Genomic DNA, 16,304 nt, shown 5'->3' with positions numbered 1-16,304 from the left:
TATGGTGTTCACTAACCCAGCCATTAAATAAATGAGTAAATAAGTTGCGTTATTTACTCGTTATTTTATCGGTAAGGGGTGAACACAGGGGTTAGCATTGTTAGTTCACCATTAATTCAATACGCTCTAGTTCGACTCTTTTAGAGAGTTCAATATCACTTTTAGGAGACCAAGTCGGATAATTTTTTTGCTGGCGCTTTACCTTTTTTAAAAAACTTGCTCTTGCTCTTGATAGGGCAATATTCACCGCTGACATTACAGAGCTTTGATTATCAGTAACAACAATATCAGGCATACCTTTACTGTAAATAACCACTCTACAGTGCTTGTCTTTACCACCTTTGGGGCCGTTAATATCATCAATGGTCACTTTTATTACTTGAACACGATCATAAAATTTATTAAACATGTGACGTGCTTTATCTCGGATGTGCGACAAGTTTTCTGACGAAAGTTCAATTTTCAGATCGGTAATTGTTAATTCCATAAGTGCCTCGTTTAATTTTAAAAATGATTATTTACTATGACTCAGCGCCAAAGTGTTAACAGCGATGTTATCGCTTAGACAACATCGTTGTTAACTGCTTAGCTGTGTTATTTATAACTAACTATTTACTGCAATTAAAGTCGATTGTAATTGTTTTATTATCAACTAAAAGTTGATAACTGTTTTTTTTAGTAGTGTAAATTACTGACAAGGCGTTAGGGGGTAAAGGGGTATTATGGCTCAGTTTAACCATGCTGTTCAGCGGTGCTTTTATACGACAGTAAGCTAAGGTATGGTGAAAGGAACGATTATCATTTGTAGGTAATACACATACTTGGTGTTTAATTGCCTCTACTCGCTAATAATGCGATGCATGCGCTATTTTATCAACAAGTTAAATACTTGGCTGTTCAGCCGGTATCAACCTTATGAAAAAATTGATTTAATTAGCCCATCATTTAACCTACTTCATTAAGCAGGCTAACTTAACAGTGATTTAGCGAGATAAAATATCGTTTGATATCATTTCTTTTTGTAATAATGAACGGCCATTAGTTTCAATATGAGCAAGAAATTCAGCCGCTAATAAGGTTTGACGTTTTGATTTAGACCAAACAAAAAACCAATGAGCATTTATTGGCAGTTCACTTATTGGTAAACGCACTAGTCCACTTTGTCCACCATACATTAAGGTATGCGCTGATAATATTGAGATGCCAAGCTTTGACATCACCAGATGTTTAATTGCTTCATTACTTTCAATGGTCATTTTTACATTTAGCTTAGTGTTATGATGCTTTAAAAATTCCTCAATGGCATACCTTGTACCTGAACCTTTTTCACGCATAATGAAAGGTTCCTTGCTTAAATCTTTTAAAGTGAGGTTTTTCTTTTTAGCAATGGGGTGGTCTTGATGTGCTATGGCTACCAGCGGATTGGTTAAAAATTCAATCGACTCAGTTTCAATATCAGATGGCGGATGACTAAACACATAGAAGTCGTCAATACCTTGCTTTAGGCGATCAATGGTTTGTTGTCGATTACCAATATTTAACTGTATATCTATATCTGGATATTTTTCTAAAAAAGGTCCCAACAAATGGGGAATAAAATATTTAGAAGTGGTGACAACAGCCAACCTTAAGGTGCCAGACTTAAAACCTTTAATATTGCCTATCGCCATATCAAGTCGTGAAAAACTATCAAGTACCTCTACCGCGGTTTTTACTAACTCTAGGCCTATATCCGTAAATAATATTTGTCTATTGGTATAGTTATATAGAGGAGCTCCCATTGCCTCTGCAAGCTTTTTCATTTGTATTGATACCGTTGGTTGCGTTAGAAAAAGTGCTTTTGACGCTTCTTTAATACTACCTTTATCATGAACTGACAATAATATTTCCAGCTGTCTGATTGTGCCAACATGAGCATGAAGCCTTGATTTCATAATTACACCCCATCAAATAGATTTTTATCTATTTATACTATAGGTAATATCAATTTTTATCTATTTATCTTTTTTGTCATAATATCACTATCAGAATATTTAATTAGCGGATTGATGTTTAACTCAAGCCAGCGCTTAACCATTAAAAATAAGGCCATTTACAATGAAAAAAATTAAAGTCGCAATTATCATGGGATCACAGTCAGATTGGCCAGTGATGAAAAATGCGGTTACAGTTCTTGAAGCACTGGGCATTGAGTATAAAGCTATGGTTGTTTCAGCCCATCGTACCCCTAAACGTTTATATGACTTTGCTGAGAATGCCGATAAAGAGTACAGCGTGATTATAGCGGGTGCTGGTGGCGCCGCACATTTACCCGGTATGGCTGCCGCATTAACTTGGTTACCTGTTATTGGTGTGCCGGTAATGAGCAAAGCACTCAAAGGAATGGACAGTCTATTATCTATCGTACAAATGCCTAAAGGCGTTGCAGTTGCCACCCAAGGTATTGGCGAAGCAGGCGCATTTAATGCGGGGTTAATGGCCTCACAAATCCTTGCCATTAATGATACGGTACTGCAAGGCAAGCTACAAATATGGCGTTCACAGCAAAGTGAAAGTGTCTCATGGGAGGTAGAATAATGCGCATAGCCATTGTAGGTTGTGGACAACTTTCTCGTATGTTGGCACTTGCAGGACTGCCACTAGGGATAAAATTCAGCTTTATTAATGATAATCTCCAGCAAGTAACTGATTGTGTTGACGGTTTAGGTCGAGTGGTTACACTGACTAAAAATTGGCAGGAAGAGCAAAATATTCATAAGCTCTATAACCTCCTCGGAAAGCCTGATGTAATTACCGTAGAAAAAGAACAAGTAGATATAGAATTGCTTAAAGCTCTGCAAGCATATTGTGATGTTTTGCCAAACATTGAAGCAATTTCTGCCTGTCAGCATCGTTATCGAGAAAAGCAATTATTAGAAAAATTATCAATACCCACTTCACCCTTTGCTTATTCGTTGCCAGCTAGTGAAGCATTGAAAGTCTTACAGCTACCTATGGTGGTTAAATCTTGTAGTGATGGCTACGATGGTAAAAACCAATGGGTTCTAAAAACCTTGGCAGATATTGAAGACTTTGACCATTTAAACATCGAAGATTATATTATTGAAGCTTGGATAAAGTTCGAACGAGAAATATCTCTCGTCTCGGTTCGTTCAAAAAATGGCAATATCGAACACTATGCTTTAACAGAGAATACCCATAAAAATGGTATTTTGCTGCAATCTATTGCACCCGCTGTAGATCAAAATAATACGCTAGCGCTTAAAGCTCAAACGTATATGGAAAGCGTATTAAATGCCCTCGACTATGTTGGTGTTCTGGCGATGGAGTGCTTTGTTGTTGATGGTGAATTAATGATCAATGAATTAGCACCTCGTGTTCACAATAGTGGACATTGGACACAAGCAGGGAGTATAACCTGCCAATTTGAAAATCATATAAGAGCGGTTGCTGGCTTAGTGCTAGGTAGCACAGAGTCGCTTGGCACAGCGGGTATGATTAATTTAATCGGTAATGAAAAACCACCAATGACTTCGCTTTCAGCTTTATCAACATTGCATTGGTACAACAAATCAGTAAAACCGCAACGAAAATTGGGTCATGTTAATTTTTTCGATAAAGACCGAGTAAATCTTGTTCAACAAATGGATAATTTTGAGTGCGATCTTAAGTTGAATCATATTCGTTAGGTTCTATGTTTTTCTGTTTACGGGTCAGATAAAATGTTATCTGGCCTGATCATCTTTTTTAGTAAGGATTTGCGCGGTGTTTGGAAATCGTTTTAAAGAGTTCAATCTCAAAGGAGATATGTTTGGTGGTGTAACTACCGCAATTATTTCTTTGCCTTTAGCACTTGCTTTTGGTGTTGCGTCAGGAGCTGGCGCTGAAGCTGGGCTTTGGGGCGCGATAATGGTTGGATTTTTTGCCGCATTGTTTGGTGGTTCATCTAGTTTGATATCAGAGCCTACCGGTCCAATGACCGTTATTATGACAGCCATATTAACCAGCATGATGGCAAAATATCCAGAAACAGGCATGGCAATTTCATTTACTATTGTGATGATGGCCGGTGCATTTCAGATGTTGCTTGGCACACTAAAGCTCGGGAAATATATTACGTTAATGCCTTATAGTGTTATTTCTGGCTTTATGTCAGGCATAGGTGTTATTTTAATTATCTTACAGTTAGCTCCGTTGTTAGGACATCAGACACCTTCTGGTGGCGTTACGGGAAGCTTATCAGCACTGCCTAATATACTCGTAAATATTAAGTTCAGTGAATTATTTTTAGGGGCACTTACTTTAGGTATTTTATTTTACTTACCTAAACATTACCGCAAATATGTTCCGGCTCAACTGGTCGCATTAGTTGTTGTTACTGTACTTTCTTTAATTTTTTTCAACAGCGATGACATCCGCAGAATTGGTGAGATACCGGCAGGTTTACCTTCTTTAGTTATTCCTCATTTCAACGTCGACATCTTTACTACTATGGTGATAGATGCTTTGGTCCTGGGCACACTTGGCTGCATTGATACCTTATTGACTGCTGTGATTGGTGATTCATTAACACGAAAAGAACATGATCCCGACCGGGAGTTACGCGGACAAGGTATCGCTAATATGATCTCCGGCTTGTTCGGTGCTTTACCAGGCGCTGGCGCAACTATGGGTACCGTGACTAATATTCAAGTAGGTGCACGCTCACCTGTGTCAGGTATCATTCGCGCCTTGGTACTTGCATTAGTGGTGTTAGTGGCTGCAGGTCTAACTGAGCCTATCCCCATGGCTGTGTTAGCGGGGATTGCCGTTTATGTAGGTTTTAATATCCTTGACTGGAGCTTTATTCAACGTGCTCATAAAGTCAGTGTTCAGGGCATGGCCATTATGTATGGTGTTATGTTATTAACTATTTTTGTTGATTTAATTGTCGCTGTAGGTCTTGGTGTCTTCATTTCTAATATCATTGTTATTGAGCGTTTAAGTCGAGAGCAAGCCAGAAAGGTTAAAGCAATTAGTGATGCTGATGGCAATGATGTGCCATTAACTGTGCTTGAACGAGGCTTACTCGATAAAGCGAATGGTAAGGTGTTATTTTTTTACTTATCAGGGCCGATGATTTTTAGTGTATCAAAAGCTATTTCTCGTCAGCATACCAGTGTTGCAGATTTTGAGGTCATGATCCTCGATTTAACGGATGTCCCTATGATTGATGAAACGGTAGGACTTGCGCTAGAAAACGCAGTAAAAGATGCTCAAGATGGTCAATGTGAAGTTTTTTTATTGTGCCCAAATAAGCAAACACATCAACAGCTCGAAAAGTGTAATGTATTGGATTTAGTCGCCAATGATAATATCTATTCATTGCGCTATGAAGCTTTAGAAGCCTCGCTAACTTATCTAGAAAAAAAGCACAGTAAGCTTGACTAAATGCTTGCATGACACAAAAACTTATCAACAGAGAAACTTGTGCAATGAATATGCTCAGCTTATCTTGGCTGAACTTATTAAAATAATATAAAAGATAGCAGTTGCTTAGGTAAATAAACGATATACTGACAGCCTAAGTATTAAATAAATAATGAATTTTTAGGGAACAACCACATGTACATGATAATTAAGCATCTACACATAACCATAATTACACTTACTTTTGTTCTTTTTCTCATTAACTTTGTGTTAATGATGAAAGGGTCTGAAAAAGCTAACAACAAACTGTTAAAAATTGGACCACATATTTTATATACGTTATTTGCTGTTACTTTTATTTATTTGGTGATCGTTAACCCGCTTAATTTGTATCCTTTCGTTAATGGTTGGGCATCATCTAAACTTGCGGGTTTTGTTATCTATGTCCTCTCTATTACGTTGGCGCTTAAGTGGGCTAAGACTAATTTGTGGCGTATTGCTGGCTTAATTAGTGCCATATTTTGGCTAGCTATGACGGCGCGACTTGGTTTTGCTGATCATATTAAAACCAAGGGAATGAATGAAGATGTTAACGCTTATATTGACCTTGGGCGGGCTATGATAGCGAATATTTGCTAGTTTCGAGCCGTATTTTCAATATTGATATTTTCTATGATCATAACGTTATGGCTTTATGAACATAGATATATCGATATATTTACCCTGCTTTTCATATAGGAAGATCCATGAGACACGAAGAATTACCTGAAAATCATTCAGATCCATTGTTAAAGGTACTGCATCGCTCGATTCGATTTGCGATAAGAATACTGGCCTTGTTAATGGTATTAGTGATCTATTGGAGTATTGCTGATGTGGTTTATGTACTCTATTTGAAACTATCGATGCCGCCTTATTTTCTTTTAGATATTGATGATATTTTACAAACTTTTGGCGCTTTTATGGTGGTGTTAATCGCGGTTGAAATCTTTATCAATATTCGTTTGTACCTTGGCTCAAACGTTATCCCGGTAGAATTGGTTGTTGCCACAGCATTGATGGCAGTTGCCCGTAAAGTTATTGTGTTAGATCTTAAACTTGTTTCTGCAGATCAAATTGTTGGTCTTGCTTTGGTGACTATTTCTCTTGGAGTAACGTACTGGTTAATAAAAAAGAAAAGTACGCAGGCTAACGAGATAATTAAGCCAGAATCATAATTTATTGACTTCTTACATATAATATTGAGTTGCAGTGTCCGTTTACCCCAATGAAAACATTAATTTTAATGTTAAATTTAACGTTTTCTTATGCGGTTTATCTGCTTGTTAGTATAAGTTATTAAGGCTAAATTCAGCGTATAAGTTAGCCTTAATACTTCGATAAATACGAATTAAACACCTAGTATATTCGAATCTACATTAAATAAATCCGATAATAAATCAAGACTCCTGCTAAGGAATAAGCAGTGAGTCATGATATTTTTGTCTTTTAACTTTTTTCCCCTGTTACCGCCAAAGGTGGCCATGGCTCATTAGTCAATGAGCCTGCGGGTAAAAAATTTTGGCAGCACAATTATCAGGCTAAAGACCGGAGTTGATTATTGAGAACCGACTAGCTTGTCTTGAGTTTTAAGTTCAAAATCACTGGCATCATGGCGTTCATGTAATTGTTCTTCTAACTCTCCCCAAGTACGATTGACCATTAAACCACGCTTAACAGCTGCTCGATTGCCAACTTCTTCGGTCCATCGCAATAAGTTTTTATAGGATTGCGTTTGTAAAAACTCTGCAGCTTCATAGACTTTATTTTGTACTAATGCTCCATACCATGGCCATATAGCGATATCTGCAATAGTGTATTGCTCGCCACACATATATTTATTATTGGCTAAATGACGGTCGAGTACATCGAGTTGTCGTTTAACTTCCATAGTGAAACGTTCTATTGGATATTCAAATTTTTCGGGTGCGTAAGCAAAAAAATGACCAAACCCACCGCCTAAATAAGGGCCACTACCCACTTGCCAAAATAGCCATGATAAGCATTGTGCTTTAAGTAGCGGCTCTTTGGGTATGAAGGCAGCAAACTTTTCAGCCAAATGCAGAAGTATCGCGCCAGATTCAAAAATGGGCAGTTTATTATCGCCACTATTATCAACTAAAGCCGGTATTTTAGAGTTGGGATTGATATCAACAAAGCCTGAGCTAAATTGATCACCGGCCATTATATCAATCAAGTGCGCATCGTATTCGGCTTCTGCTATATTTAACGCTAATAGCTCTTCTAATAAAATGGTGATTTTGACACCATTAGGGGTAGCCAGCGAGTATAGCTGGAAAGGGTGCTTACCTACGGGCAAGTCGCCTTGATGCGTTTCTCCTGCAATAGGGCGATTAATACTGGCAAATTTACCACCAGACTCTTTATTCCATTCCCATATCTTTGGTGGTACATAGGTATCTGTAGACATTGTAGACTCCGTAATTATGATTGAGACCATCATTGAATGATCGTGGCGTTTTTAACTAAGTAGTAGCAAATTATAAACCCATAATATCAGCTTAATCTGCTGAAAATAATGGTGTTAGTAAGCTAAACCCGCAGTGTCTTTAATTTAACTCTATTATTTAAAATTCAATTGATATTTATTGAGTAATTCTTGATAGTAAGGAGACGCTTTTAACTGCTCAGTGAGTTGCCCAAGTGTGGTATTTATTGCTAGAGAGTCTTTTCTCTTCTTAGTTAGCGCCATATATACAGGAGTCATTGATATATATGGCTCTATCGCCTTAACCTGAGCGCCAACCTTTTCTTTTAAAATTAATTGATTAAACACTAATGGGTTACTGATTAACATGTCTATTTGTTTGCCGATCAACAGTTTTAAAAGTACTTCTTCTGTTAATGCGGGCAATTTATTTAGGTAGCTGGCACCATCAAAATATTCGCCGTAGGAATATTCTCTAATAGTGCCGACAGAGTAGGGTGTTAGTTGTTTTAATTTTCCATCAAACTCAAAATCATTATCTTTTAAAGTGAATAATTGATTAATTTCATTAGCATAAGAAGGCTCAATAAAATGATACATTTGTTCGCGCTTCGGTGTTTTAAATAAGGTCAGTATTAAATCGATCCTGCCTTCTGCAACCAAGTGAACGGCCCTTGGCCAAGGAAGAATAATAAACTCAAAATCATAGTTTGAATGCGCTTCAATATAATTAAGAACTTCAACCGAAAAACCTTTTATTTCACCATTTTCTGGATAGTAAAATGGGTAGTAACCAATATTTTCCGTAGCTACGGTTAGAATTGTTTTGCCCTTTTCCAATAACGCCAAATCTGGCTTTGCGTTCGATTGTGCTAATGCACTTAATGAGTAAAGGAAAAGTAAAGGTACTATTTTTATAAATTTCATCATTATAGGTAGTATAAAGCTTTATTTTTATTTATCTAGCAACTATTGATAGTCAGCTTAAAGCCAGTAAAGAACATGATTAGTTGTTAACGTTTATACCAATTATCTGTTTATACCATTTATTTTCACTGACAAAGTCTGTTGTCGACTTTACTTTGTCAATAAAAGTTAAACCGTTCAAAGTCATGCTGAAAAACTGGCTAATTCTTTTTGTTGTTCAATACCTTGTCAGTGATAATATCTGAACCTGATGTCACTGTACCTTGGCACAAAACTGTGCATCTTAGGTACACTTAAACAGTCTTCTCAACCTTTTATTATTTCAGCTGATAAGGTCAATACTTCAGGATTGATCATGGCCGTTGCTGGCACTCCTCATCTTAAATATTTTCAACCTCAACTGCACGAGGCCTTAATACGGCATCGCCAAATTGTGCGATAGAGTAGGGAACGGACTTTAGTTGTTTAATCTTTTGTTTTAATGGTTATTTCAATGTTTTTATTGTCACCGGCAAACCATTTTTGCACATAGATAGACCCTAAAACGGGGGGCATTCCATTCTCAGGTACTTCTTTATATCGAATACTGTTTTTATTGTGCTTTTCAAACTCGAAGTTAATCACTTTCTCAGACACCGGAAATTCACCTTTATTTACTATAAAGATGTATTGTATAAGTGCTGTTAAATAAATTCTAGTACTAGATACTCTCTATATTTCAGCGAAATATCAGCTTGCCTTACTTAGTATTAGAACTCTTTTTATTGTTGGCTATTTTTTATTTTGCCACCCCTGATAACTTAAAAATATGGCTTAGTGATACATTTCGAGAAAAAATAGCGCTATCATTGACGCAACATCCTTTAATAATGCTATTTTGACAGTAAAATTAAGTCACTATTGCTAGATAAACAGCCATTGGCTGTTGAGTAAAACGCGATTGAATGCTGATATAAATATTAATTTTCTTAATCATATTGACAAAATAAGTGCTATTGATTGGCAGGCGTTAAATAATTCACCTAGCCCTTTTCTTGCTTATGAGTTTTTTAGCGCGCTTGAAAAAAGTGACTCAGTTAGTGTTAAACAAGGTTGGCAAGCTCATCATTTAGTGACATCAACAAACGGTGATGTCACAGGTGTGATGCCGATGTACTTGAAAAGCCACTCTTGGGGGGAGTATGTTTTTGATTGGGATTGGGCCGAGGCTTATCAACGCAATGAGATAAATTATTACCCTAAATTAGTCGCAACTATTCCCTTTACCCCCGTAACCAGTAATAAATTACTTTCAGAAAAAATCCAAATAAATGAGTTGTTTGCACCGCTCATTGAACATTGCCAGCAAGAAAATATTAATAGTTGGCATATATTATACTGTGATGAAATAAAAACAGTTTTACCAGCGGATATTTATCAACGTAATACGGTGCAATTTCACTGGTTTAATCGTGATTATAAAACCTTTGACGACTTTCTAGGTACGTTTACTTCGCGCAAAAGAAAAAACACTCGCAAAGAAAGGCTGTCTATTACTCAACAAGAGATTAAAATTCGTCAACTGAAAAATAGCGAAATTAGCCGACAAGAACTTGATTTTTTCTATCTAACTTATCAATTAACTTATTTAAAACGGGGTCATCAACCACACTTGAGCTATGATTTTTTTAAGCAAATAGTGCTTAGTATGACTGATAATATTTTATTGATCATCGCCAGTCATCAGCAAGAAGACATCGCCTGTGCGCTCTTTTTTTATGATGATACTCACTTATATGGGCGATATTGGGGCTGTACTAAACATTATAATAATTTACATTTTGAGCTTTGTTATTATCGAGGTATCGAGTTTTGTATTGAACACAACTTGCAAGTTTTTAACCCGGGTACTCAAGGTGAACACAAAATTCAACGTGGCTTTGAACCGACATTAACCTACTCTTACCACTGGATAAAACACCCAGCTTTTAAGGCAGCAATTAAAAATTTTTGTCATCAAGAGCAACAGCATATGCTAACGTACCAGCAGCAATGCCAGCAGGCGTTACCTTTCAAAACGTTAGCTACCAATGAATCAACTTAAGAAAAATAATGAATAAACCTTTTTCCCAAGCATGTGAAAACAATAAGTTACCTATTTTGAATGTTTTAACGAAAGTGTTTTCAAGTGCTAAGCATGTCCTTGAAATTGGCTCAGGAACAGGGCAACACGCTGCCTTCTTTGGTCCAAATTTACCCCATCTAACCTGGCAAACCAGTGATTTGCTAATAAACCACCAGGGTATTAATGCGTGGCTTGATGAAAGCAAGTGGTTGAATGTAAAAAGGCCGGTCGTCGTTGATTTAAATAGAACTTGGCCTAAGCTTAATCAATATGCCCCCCTTGATGGCGTATATACCGCTAATACACTGCATATCATTAGCTGGCCATTAGTGGTTAAGTTTTTTGAGGGGCTTGCGCAAAACTTATCATCTTCAGCAAGTATTTGTATATACGGACCTTTTAACTATCAAGGGCAGTTCTCTAGTGAGAGTAACGCAGACTTCGATGTGTGGCTTAAAGAAAGAGATAAGGATAGCGGTATTAGAGATATTGAGGCAGTCTTATTATTGGCAACGTCAGCAGGACTTGAGTTAATTGACGATCATCCAATGCCCGCGAATAATCGGCTATTAGTTTTTTCTAAAATATAAAAATTCAATATCGTCAATATTTAACGCCGCTCTCGATTTCAAGCGATTAACAAAAATTGATTAATGGCTTGATGAAAGCCGCTATTTGAAATCGCCGATGTATTTGTTGACGATTGTCTGGATCTCCCCATTACTTTTAAGCTTTTCTACTGATTTTTTTAATATTTTCATTGTCTGGGTATTTATCTTCTTTTTAGAAAAATGAAGTACAAAATCTTTGAAACTTAGTTGTAATGGTGAATTCAATACCTCAGGTTTTATGCCAAGTTGCTTAGCGTTGTAATATAATCCAACATTGGTACCAATACAGCCGTCAATTCGACCACTGATTAACAGTTTTAGCATTTGTGTGTAATTATTGACTTCAACTTTATTAATGGCGGCGTCATTATCAAAATTGACATCAAATTCACCGCCTCGCACCACTCCCACTGTTTTTCCATGGAGATCCTTTAGGCTTCGATAGTGAGTTCCCGCCCTAGACAGGATAATAATTGGCATAGTGATCACTGAGACTAATGGGATAGAGATCGCGGGCAACTGATCATTATTGAAACGTAGCACAAAATCTGATTTGCCTTGTTTCAGGTGAATAATAGTACGAGCATAAGGAATTATCTTATTGGTATAGTTAAGCCCCGCTACTTCGGCAATTCTATTACTTATTTCGAACATCATTCCAGTTGGCTTACTATTGTCCCCAATAAAGCCAAAGGGAGCGACATTGATTGTTTCAATCTGGAGTGTTTGCCCGGAAAGTGGAAAAACATTGCCTATTAACGTCATCAAGGTAATAAATTTTACTAGCATATTTTTATTACGTTGTTTCATTACGGCTCTCTTATTATGAAAAGATAACTGTTCAACTTGCGATTAAACGTATACGAGAATAGTGTTAATAGCACACAGCTAACCACCAATTTTACTGGAATGTGTATTTAATTAATTAAACTCACCATGTTTTTTTGCCACTTCTTCCTGATAGTTAACAATACACCACGTTGCTCAAGTAGCATCATTGCATTAATAAGGTTATCTACAATGACTTGCTCTGTGTTTAAACTGCAAGCAAAATGAAAGTTTAGTGTTAACGCCTTGAACTGAAATACATTTTTATATTTTGTTGTTTCTCCCAAGTTTTTTACTCTATTTCTAAGTAAATCATCATTGAGAACAACTAAATCAATATGGCGACTAGATAGGTCTAATAATTTTAATAAGGCATCATAATTGTCAACCACATAAAGGTTTTGGTTTTCAATAAATTTTTTTGATAATAAAAAATGGTGGGTAACATCATCACGTATCACCGCAATGTTATATTTTTTAGCTTCTTCTATAGCAGAGATAGTTATCTGACTATTATTAAGGGAATAAAGAGAGATGGTACTTGAAGCAATATGTCCAACCCACTTAAACAAAGGCTCACGCTCTGGGATACGAGCAAGTGAATATATACAGGTGTTTTTTCCATGCTGTGCTCTTCTATAAGACAACGCCCATGGGTGAGCACTGATGGCGTATTCATACTGAGCTTGTGCTAACGTCGCTTCGACTATTTCTGTTGACAAGCCTTCTATTGCATTGGTCGTGACAATTTGAAAAGGAGCCAAATGTTCAGTAAGAATGCTGATCTTAGTTGCAGATACTTGGCCGCAGTAAAATACCAATAACAACACTAAGCCAAAAGCTAAATTTTTCTTTAGTCCTTTCATAAATTTTATAATTTCATCCATCATATTTTAAACTATAGCTTAGATAATCATTTTACCAACCCCCTCAGGCAATTAATGTTAACGGGATAAACTTTAAATAGCCGTCGGTACTTATTGATAGATTTTATAAGGTTAATTACCGTAATAATATGGTTATTGGCTTAATGACCCGTAACCACTTATCCCTTAAAGTAACTTTGCGGTTATCACATATCTTTCATTGCTATTACTGCTCGAGTTATTAAAAGGGTAGCAAGTGATTAATATTAATGATGAGTCATCAGCTAGCAGTGGCATTTGACCTGTTGAAGCGTCAACAATGTTAATCGCTTCAACTTGATAAAGCTGGCTTTGACCATATCGGTCAGTTAATGAAATAATATCCTTCATATCTACCTCGTCTAAAAATGAAAAGTGGCTATCTCTATGGCCAGCAACCACAAAAGGTTGAGCACGGCTGACCTGGTTGAAAGGAGCAATAGCCCCGGCTGAAAAAGCGAGTGTGGTTGGGTCGCCGCCATTAAGTATCACCAGAGACTTTGCTAAGCGTTTAAATGAAAGCTCGGCAATAGGGTAGGTATCAGCCCATGGCCAAGGTTTTATTCTTTGCTGTAAAGCCAGTGTCTGATGCCAGCTATAATTAATTAATTGCTGAGATAACCAAGCTTTAGTCGGCAACCAACTGGCTTGTAAACACAGCAAGCTACCGATGATCAATAAGGATGTTTTAATTAATTTTTTCAAGGTTGACCACCCCTTAATTTAATACACTGATAACCCCGCAATATAATAGCCTCGCTCATAGTTACCAATAACAAGAGTGCCATGCCAAGCAGAAATTGTAATTTCCACCCTAATGCTGTTTTAGGCATAGCGACCATTAAACTTTCATGGGCTTGAAAAACGGTATTCTTAGCGAGTAATAATCCGTCTTTTTGCTGTTTCTCTAAGGCTATAAAACTGGTATAGGGCGATATGATTTGATGCTTGAGTGAGGTAGTAATAACCTGAAACTTCACCTTAGCTTTATCTGCTCCGCTGACTAAGCTATCGAGTAAGCTTTCTATTTTTCTACGCGCCCAAAGTGATGAAATACCGGTTGAAGATTGCTCGCTATCAATAATTAATTCTTGGTACCAGGGCGCAGTGACGGTATCACCTGTTAATTGCAAACTCGTGATAGGAAACTGAGATTTTATCGCTATTTGCAAGGGCTCGTCGAAATATAAATCAGGGATGCTTTTAGGATAAACCTCGAGGTGTTGATGAACTCGGCTGTCGATGATTAAGTCGATATTAGTGATTGCGGGTTGACTTATTTTAGTCATAAAGTCGCTCATCTTTTGTTGAACATCACTTTGGCTTTGAATAAAAACATAACGACCCCTACCAAATTGAGCGGCTTTCTTCATAAAGTAACCATTGGGCGCAGCGCCTATGCCAACGGTGTATAAACGAAAATCACCTTGGGCATTTTCAAGCAGTTGCATAAGTTCAAATTCGTTAGCGACAGCTCCGTCGGTAATAAAAACTATTTGGCGAATAGCCTGCGCTGCTTGCACAGCACTTTTTTTCATCATCAAAGCGTTACTCAAGGGACGGTACATTTCAGTGCCACCATCGGCCATTAAGTGACTAATAAATTGTTGTGCTTTTTTAATATGATGACCTGCAGCCATTTTGGTGCCGGAAAAGAGTAATTCGGTAGTGTCATTGAAAGCGATAATATTAAAACTGTCTTTATCGTTAAGTTGTAATATAGCTAACGAGAGACTCGCTTTTGCTTGTTCCATAGCCGAACCTTGCATAGAACCTGAGGTATCAATGATAAAAATGATATCTCGTGCGATCACTTGTGCAAGGTCTGTCTTTGGCGGAAAAAAGGTCAGCAGCGTATAATATTCATCTGCTACTTGTTCAGTAAAACTGCTGATTTTAGCTTGCTCACTGGCTAATAATCGCCAGCTTAGAACGAAACTTTTATTAGCGACCATTTCGGCCTGATTTAAGGTAATAAAGTAAGCATTTTGATGGGAGTTTAACGCGCGCATCACTATTTTATGACTAGCACTGCTAATCGCAGTAATCGCAATACCCGAATTTAAGGAAATATTAATAGATGATTGACTGCTGGCAATTGAAGGTAAGTGGCTAGGCGCTTTTGTGGTTGATGCGTGCAGCTGTGCAGGTAATTTATCTGCAGAGTACGCTATTCGTTGCTCTGTAAGCTCAGAAGCTTTTGCTACTTGTGGATTTTCAGATAATGGCTGGGATAATTTGGGTTGGTACCTTTGAGTCATTGCTAGTGGTAATCGTAGATCAAAATTACCCTGTGAAAAAGAGACTGGCATCATAAAAGTTAGCGTAACAATAACGCTTGCTTGTGGTGGAATATTAGCAATTTTATTGATAAACAAATTAGCTTGTTGTTGATCGAGTAAGCTCGCTTTTCTTCCTTGGCTTTTCGCTTGTTGATATACAACCTTAGCGGTGTTTTTTGCCATTATCTCGCCAACTATTTCATTATCGCCAACCTTTATCATTAACCGTTTTATTGCAGCATCTTCAGGTAAGGGAAATTGATAGGTTCCTTCTAAAGCAATCGCATGAGGATTAACGAAGGTTTGTCTTATTTCTACATAAGCAATTAAACCATTAATCTCAACATTGGTCTGAATATCAAGGGGTAAATTGGCTTGCTTTGCTGGATTTGGGTGATCAAATAATAATTGTGGACCATAAATAAGCCTATTATTATTGGCTGTATTTTCAGTCAAAGCCATTTCACTACTTTGCGCATAACGCACTAAAGCCAAAGAAGACAATAGGATAAGAAACACTAGTAGTGATAACTTTAACCATTTATTTCGACGTTTTTTATATTGTTGTCGGTAATAGTATGAGTCTTGGTAATCTATAAATTGTCTGTTTTTTCTAGAAGTAAACATCACTTGCTCTTTTGTGTAAGTAGTAGATGATATTAAAGCAAAGCATTGAGCGTTAGCGGGGGCGGTATTAGGGCAAAGTACTGACCAAATATGTCAATAATAGGGCAATTAAGCTTTGCTGAC

16 protein-coding genes are annotated in these 16,304 nt (G+C 37.1%); 7 read left to right on the top strand and 9 right to left on the bottom strand.

Translation table 11 applies throughout. The features are described 5' to 3' along the window. Window positions 1-100: 100 nt before the first annotated feature. Complete coding sequence (locus tag H4J57_RS02425; RefSeq protein ID WP_182203676.1) at window positions 101-487, bottom strand: hypothetical protein; 387 nt, start codon at window positions 485-487, stop codon at window positions 101-103. A 496-nt stretch (window positions 488-983) separates the two neighbouring features. Beyond that, window positions 984-1,934, bottom strand: a complete 951-nt coding sequence (locus H4J57_RS02420) for a LysR family transcriptional regulator (protein ID WP_182214287.1) — start codon at window positions 1,932-1,934, stop codon at window positions 984-986. Window positions 1,935-2,097: 163 nt separating this feature from the next. Between H4J57_RS02420 and purE the strand changes: the two genes are divergently transcribed. The 5 genes from purE to H4J57_RS02395 all read left to right on the top strand — a co-directional run bounded on the left by purE (window position 2,098) and on the right by H4J57_RS02395 (window position 6,626). Next, the gene (purE, locus tag H4J57_RS02415) at window positions 2,098-2,577 is read left to right on the top strand and encodes a 5-(carboxyamino)imidazole ribonucleotide mutase (protein ID WP_182170260.1); all 480 of its coding nucleotides are present in this window, start codon (window positions 2,098-2,100) and stop codon (window positions 2,575-2,577) included. Further along, on the top strand, window positions 2,577-3,689 hold the full coding sequence (locus tag H4J57_RS02410) for a 5-(carboxyamino)imidazole ribonucleotide synthase (protein WP_182241838.1): 1,113 nt from the start codon (window positions 2,577-2,579) through the stop codon (window positions 3,687-3,689). Before purE ends, H4J57_RS02410 begins: the two co-directional genes overlap by 1 nt. A gap of 118 nt (window positions 3,690-3,807) precedes the next feature. Then, window positions 3,808-5,430, top strand: coding sequence for a SulP family inorganic anion transporter (locus H4J57_RS02405; RefSeq protein WP_220470064.1), 1,623 nt, complete (start codon window positions 3,808-3,810; stop codon window positions 5,428-5,430). Window positions 5,431-5,604: 174 nt separating this feature from the next. Further along, window positions 5,605-6,048: a SirB2 family protein gene (locus tag H4J57_RS02400; protein WP_182214292.1), complete on the top strand. Its 444-nt coding sequence runs from the start codon at window positions 5,605-5,607 to the stop codon at window positions 6,046-6,048. A 107-nt stretch (window positions 6,049-6,155) separates the two neighbouring features. Beyond that, on the top strand, window positions 6,156-6,626 hold the full coding sequence (locus H4J57_RS02395; protein ID WP_182170271.1) for a phosphate-starvation-inducible PsiE family protein: 471 nt from the start codon (window positions 6,156-6,158) through the stop codon (window positions 6,624-6,626). 380 nt (window positions 6,627-7,006) lie between these two features. Here H4J57_RS02395 and yghU read toward each other — a convergent pair whose 3' ends face one another. The 3 genes from yghU to H4J57_RS02380 all read right to left on the bottom strand — a co-directional run bounded on the left by yghU (window position 7,007) and on the right by H4J57_RS02380 (window position 9,460). Beyond that, window positions 7,007-7,879 carry a glutathione-dependent disulfide-bond oxidoreductase gene (gene yghU, locus H4J57_RS02390; protein ID WP_182241837.1) on the bottom strand — a complete coding sequence of 291 codons (873 nt, stop codon included), beginning with the start codon at window positions 7,877-7,879 and terminating at the stop codon, window positions 7,007-7,009. 153 nt (window positions 7,880-8,032) lie between these two features. Further along, a complete protein-coding gene (locus H4J57_RS02385; RefSeq protein ID WP_182241836.1) occupies window positions 8,033-8,827 on the bottom strand; it encodes an ABC transporter substrate-binding protein in 795 nt (264 codons plus the stop codon). Between the two features lie 462 nt (window positions 8,828-9,289). Continuing rightward, complete coding sequence (locus H4J57_RS02380; protein WP_182214298.1) at window positions 9,290-9,460, bottom strand: hypothetical protein; 171 nt, start codon at window positions 9,458-9,460, stop codon at window positions 9,290-9,292. 304 nt (window positions 9,461-9,764) lie between these two features. Between H4J57_RS02380 and H4J57_RS02375 the strand changes: the two genes are divergently transcribed. Further along, window positions 9,765-10,907 (top strand): GNAT family N-acetyltransferase, encoded by a 1,143-nt coding sequence (locus H4J57_RS02375; protein WP_182241835.1) that lies wholly within the window; start codon window positions 9,765-9,767, stop codon window positions 10,905-10,907. A gap of 8 nt (window positions 10,908-10,915) precedes the next feature. Further along, window positions 10,916-11,518, top strand: coding sequence for a DUF938 domain-containing protein (locus H4J57_RS02370; protein ID WP_182241834.1), 603 nt, complete (start codon window positions 10,916-10,918; stop codon window positions 11,516-11,518). A gap of 81 nt (window positions 11,519-11,599) precedes the next feature. Here H4J57_RS02370 and H4J57_RS02365 read toward each other — a convergent pair whose 3' ends face one another. From H4J57_RS02365 to H4J57_RS02350, 4 genes are all read right to left on the bottom strand, one after another. Further along, window positions 11,600-12,349, bottom strand: coding sequence for an ABC transporter substrate-binding protein (locus H4J57_RS02365; RefSeq protein ID WP_182230397.1), 750 nt, complete (start codon window positions 12,347-12,349; stop codon window positions 11,600-11,602). 107 nt (window positions 12,350-12,456) lie between these two features. Continuing rightward, window positions 12,457-13,257 (bottom strand): ABC transporter substrate-binding protein, encoded by an 801-nt coding sequence (locus tag H4J57_RS02360; RefSeq protein WP_182241833.1) that lies wholly within the window; start codon window positions 13,255-13,257, stop codon window positions 12,457-12,459. 162 nt (window positions 13,258-13,419) lie between these two features. Then, entirely contained in the window at window positions 13,420-13,977 is a 558-nt protein-coding gene (locus H4J57_RS02355; protein ID WP_182214307.1) for a class GN sortase, read from the bottom strand. Beyond that, on the bottom strand, window positions 13,974-16,181 hold the full coding sequence (locus H4J57_RS02350; RefSeq protein WP_182241832.1) for a marine proteobacterial sortase target protein: 2,208 nt from the start codon (window positions 16,179-16,181) through the stop codon (window positions 13,974-13,976). The genes H4J57_RS02355 and H4J57_RS02350 overlap by 4 nt, the downstream gene beginning before the upstream one ends. Window positions 16,182-16,304 lie beyond the last annotated feature (123 nt).

Origin of the sequence: Colwellia sp. BRX8-7, assembly GCF_014077275.1 — a bacterium.
Classification (GTDB): Bacteria; Pseudomonadota; Gammaproteobacteria; order Enterobacterales; family Alteromonadaceae; genus Colwellia_A.
The sequence above is the reverse complement of the archived record's forward strand: the minus strand, read 5'-3'. Positions and strand labels throughout refer to the sequence as shown.

Coding starts and splice junctions, on each gene's coding strand:
- H4J57_RS02425 (WP_182203676.1), bottom strand. CDS start 487: ATGGAATTAACAATTACCGATCTGAAAATTGAACTTTCGTCAGAAAAC.
- H4J57_RS02420 (WP_182214287.1), bottom strand. CDS start 1,934: ATGAAATCAAGGCTTCATGCTCATGTTGGCACAATCAGACAGCTGGAA.
- purE (WP_182170260.1), top strand. CDS start 2,098: ATGAAAAAAATTAAAGTCGCAATTATCATGGGATCACAGTCAGATTGG.
- H4J57_RS02410 (WP_182241838.1), top strand. CDS start 2,577: ATGCGCATAGCCATTGTAGGTTGTGGACAACTTTCTCGTATGTTGGCA.
- H4J57_RS02405 (WP_220470064.1), top strand. CDS start 3,808: ATGTTTGGTGGTGTAACTACCGCAATTATTTCTTTGCCTTTAGCACTT.
- H4J57_RS02400 (WP_182214292.1), top strand. CDS start 5,605: ATGTACATGATAATTAAGCATCTACACATAACCATAATTACACTTACT.
- H4J57_RS02395 (WP_182170271.1), top strand. CDS start 6,156: ATGAGACACGAAGAATTACCTGAAAATCATTCAGATCCATTGTTAAAG.
- yghU (WP_182241837.1), bottom strand. CDS start 7,879: ATGTCTACAGATACCTATGTACCACCAAAGATATGGGAATGGAATAAA.
- H4J57_RS02385 (WP_182241836.1), bottom strand. CDS start 8,827: ATGATGAAATTTATAAAAATAGTACCTTTACTTTTCCTTTACTCATTA.
- H4J57_RS02370 (WP_182241834.1), top strand. CDS start 10,916: ATGAATAAACCTTTTTCCCAAGCATGTGAAAACAATAAGTTACCTATT.
- H4J57_RS02365 (WP_182230397.1), bottom strand. CDS start 12,349: ATGAAACAACGTAATAAAAATATGCTAGTAAAATTTATTACCTTGATG.
- H4J57_RS02360 (WP_182241833.1), bottom strand. CDS start 13,257: ATGATGGATGAAATTATAAAATTTATGAAAGGACTAAAGAAAAATTTA.
- H4J57_RS02350 (WP_182241832.1), bottom strand. CDS start 16,181: ATGTTTACTTCTAGAAAAAACAGACAATTTATAGATTACCAAGACTCA.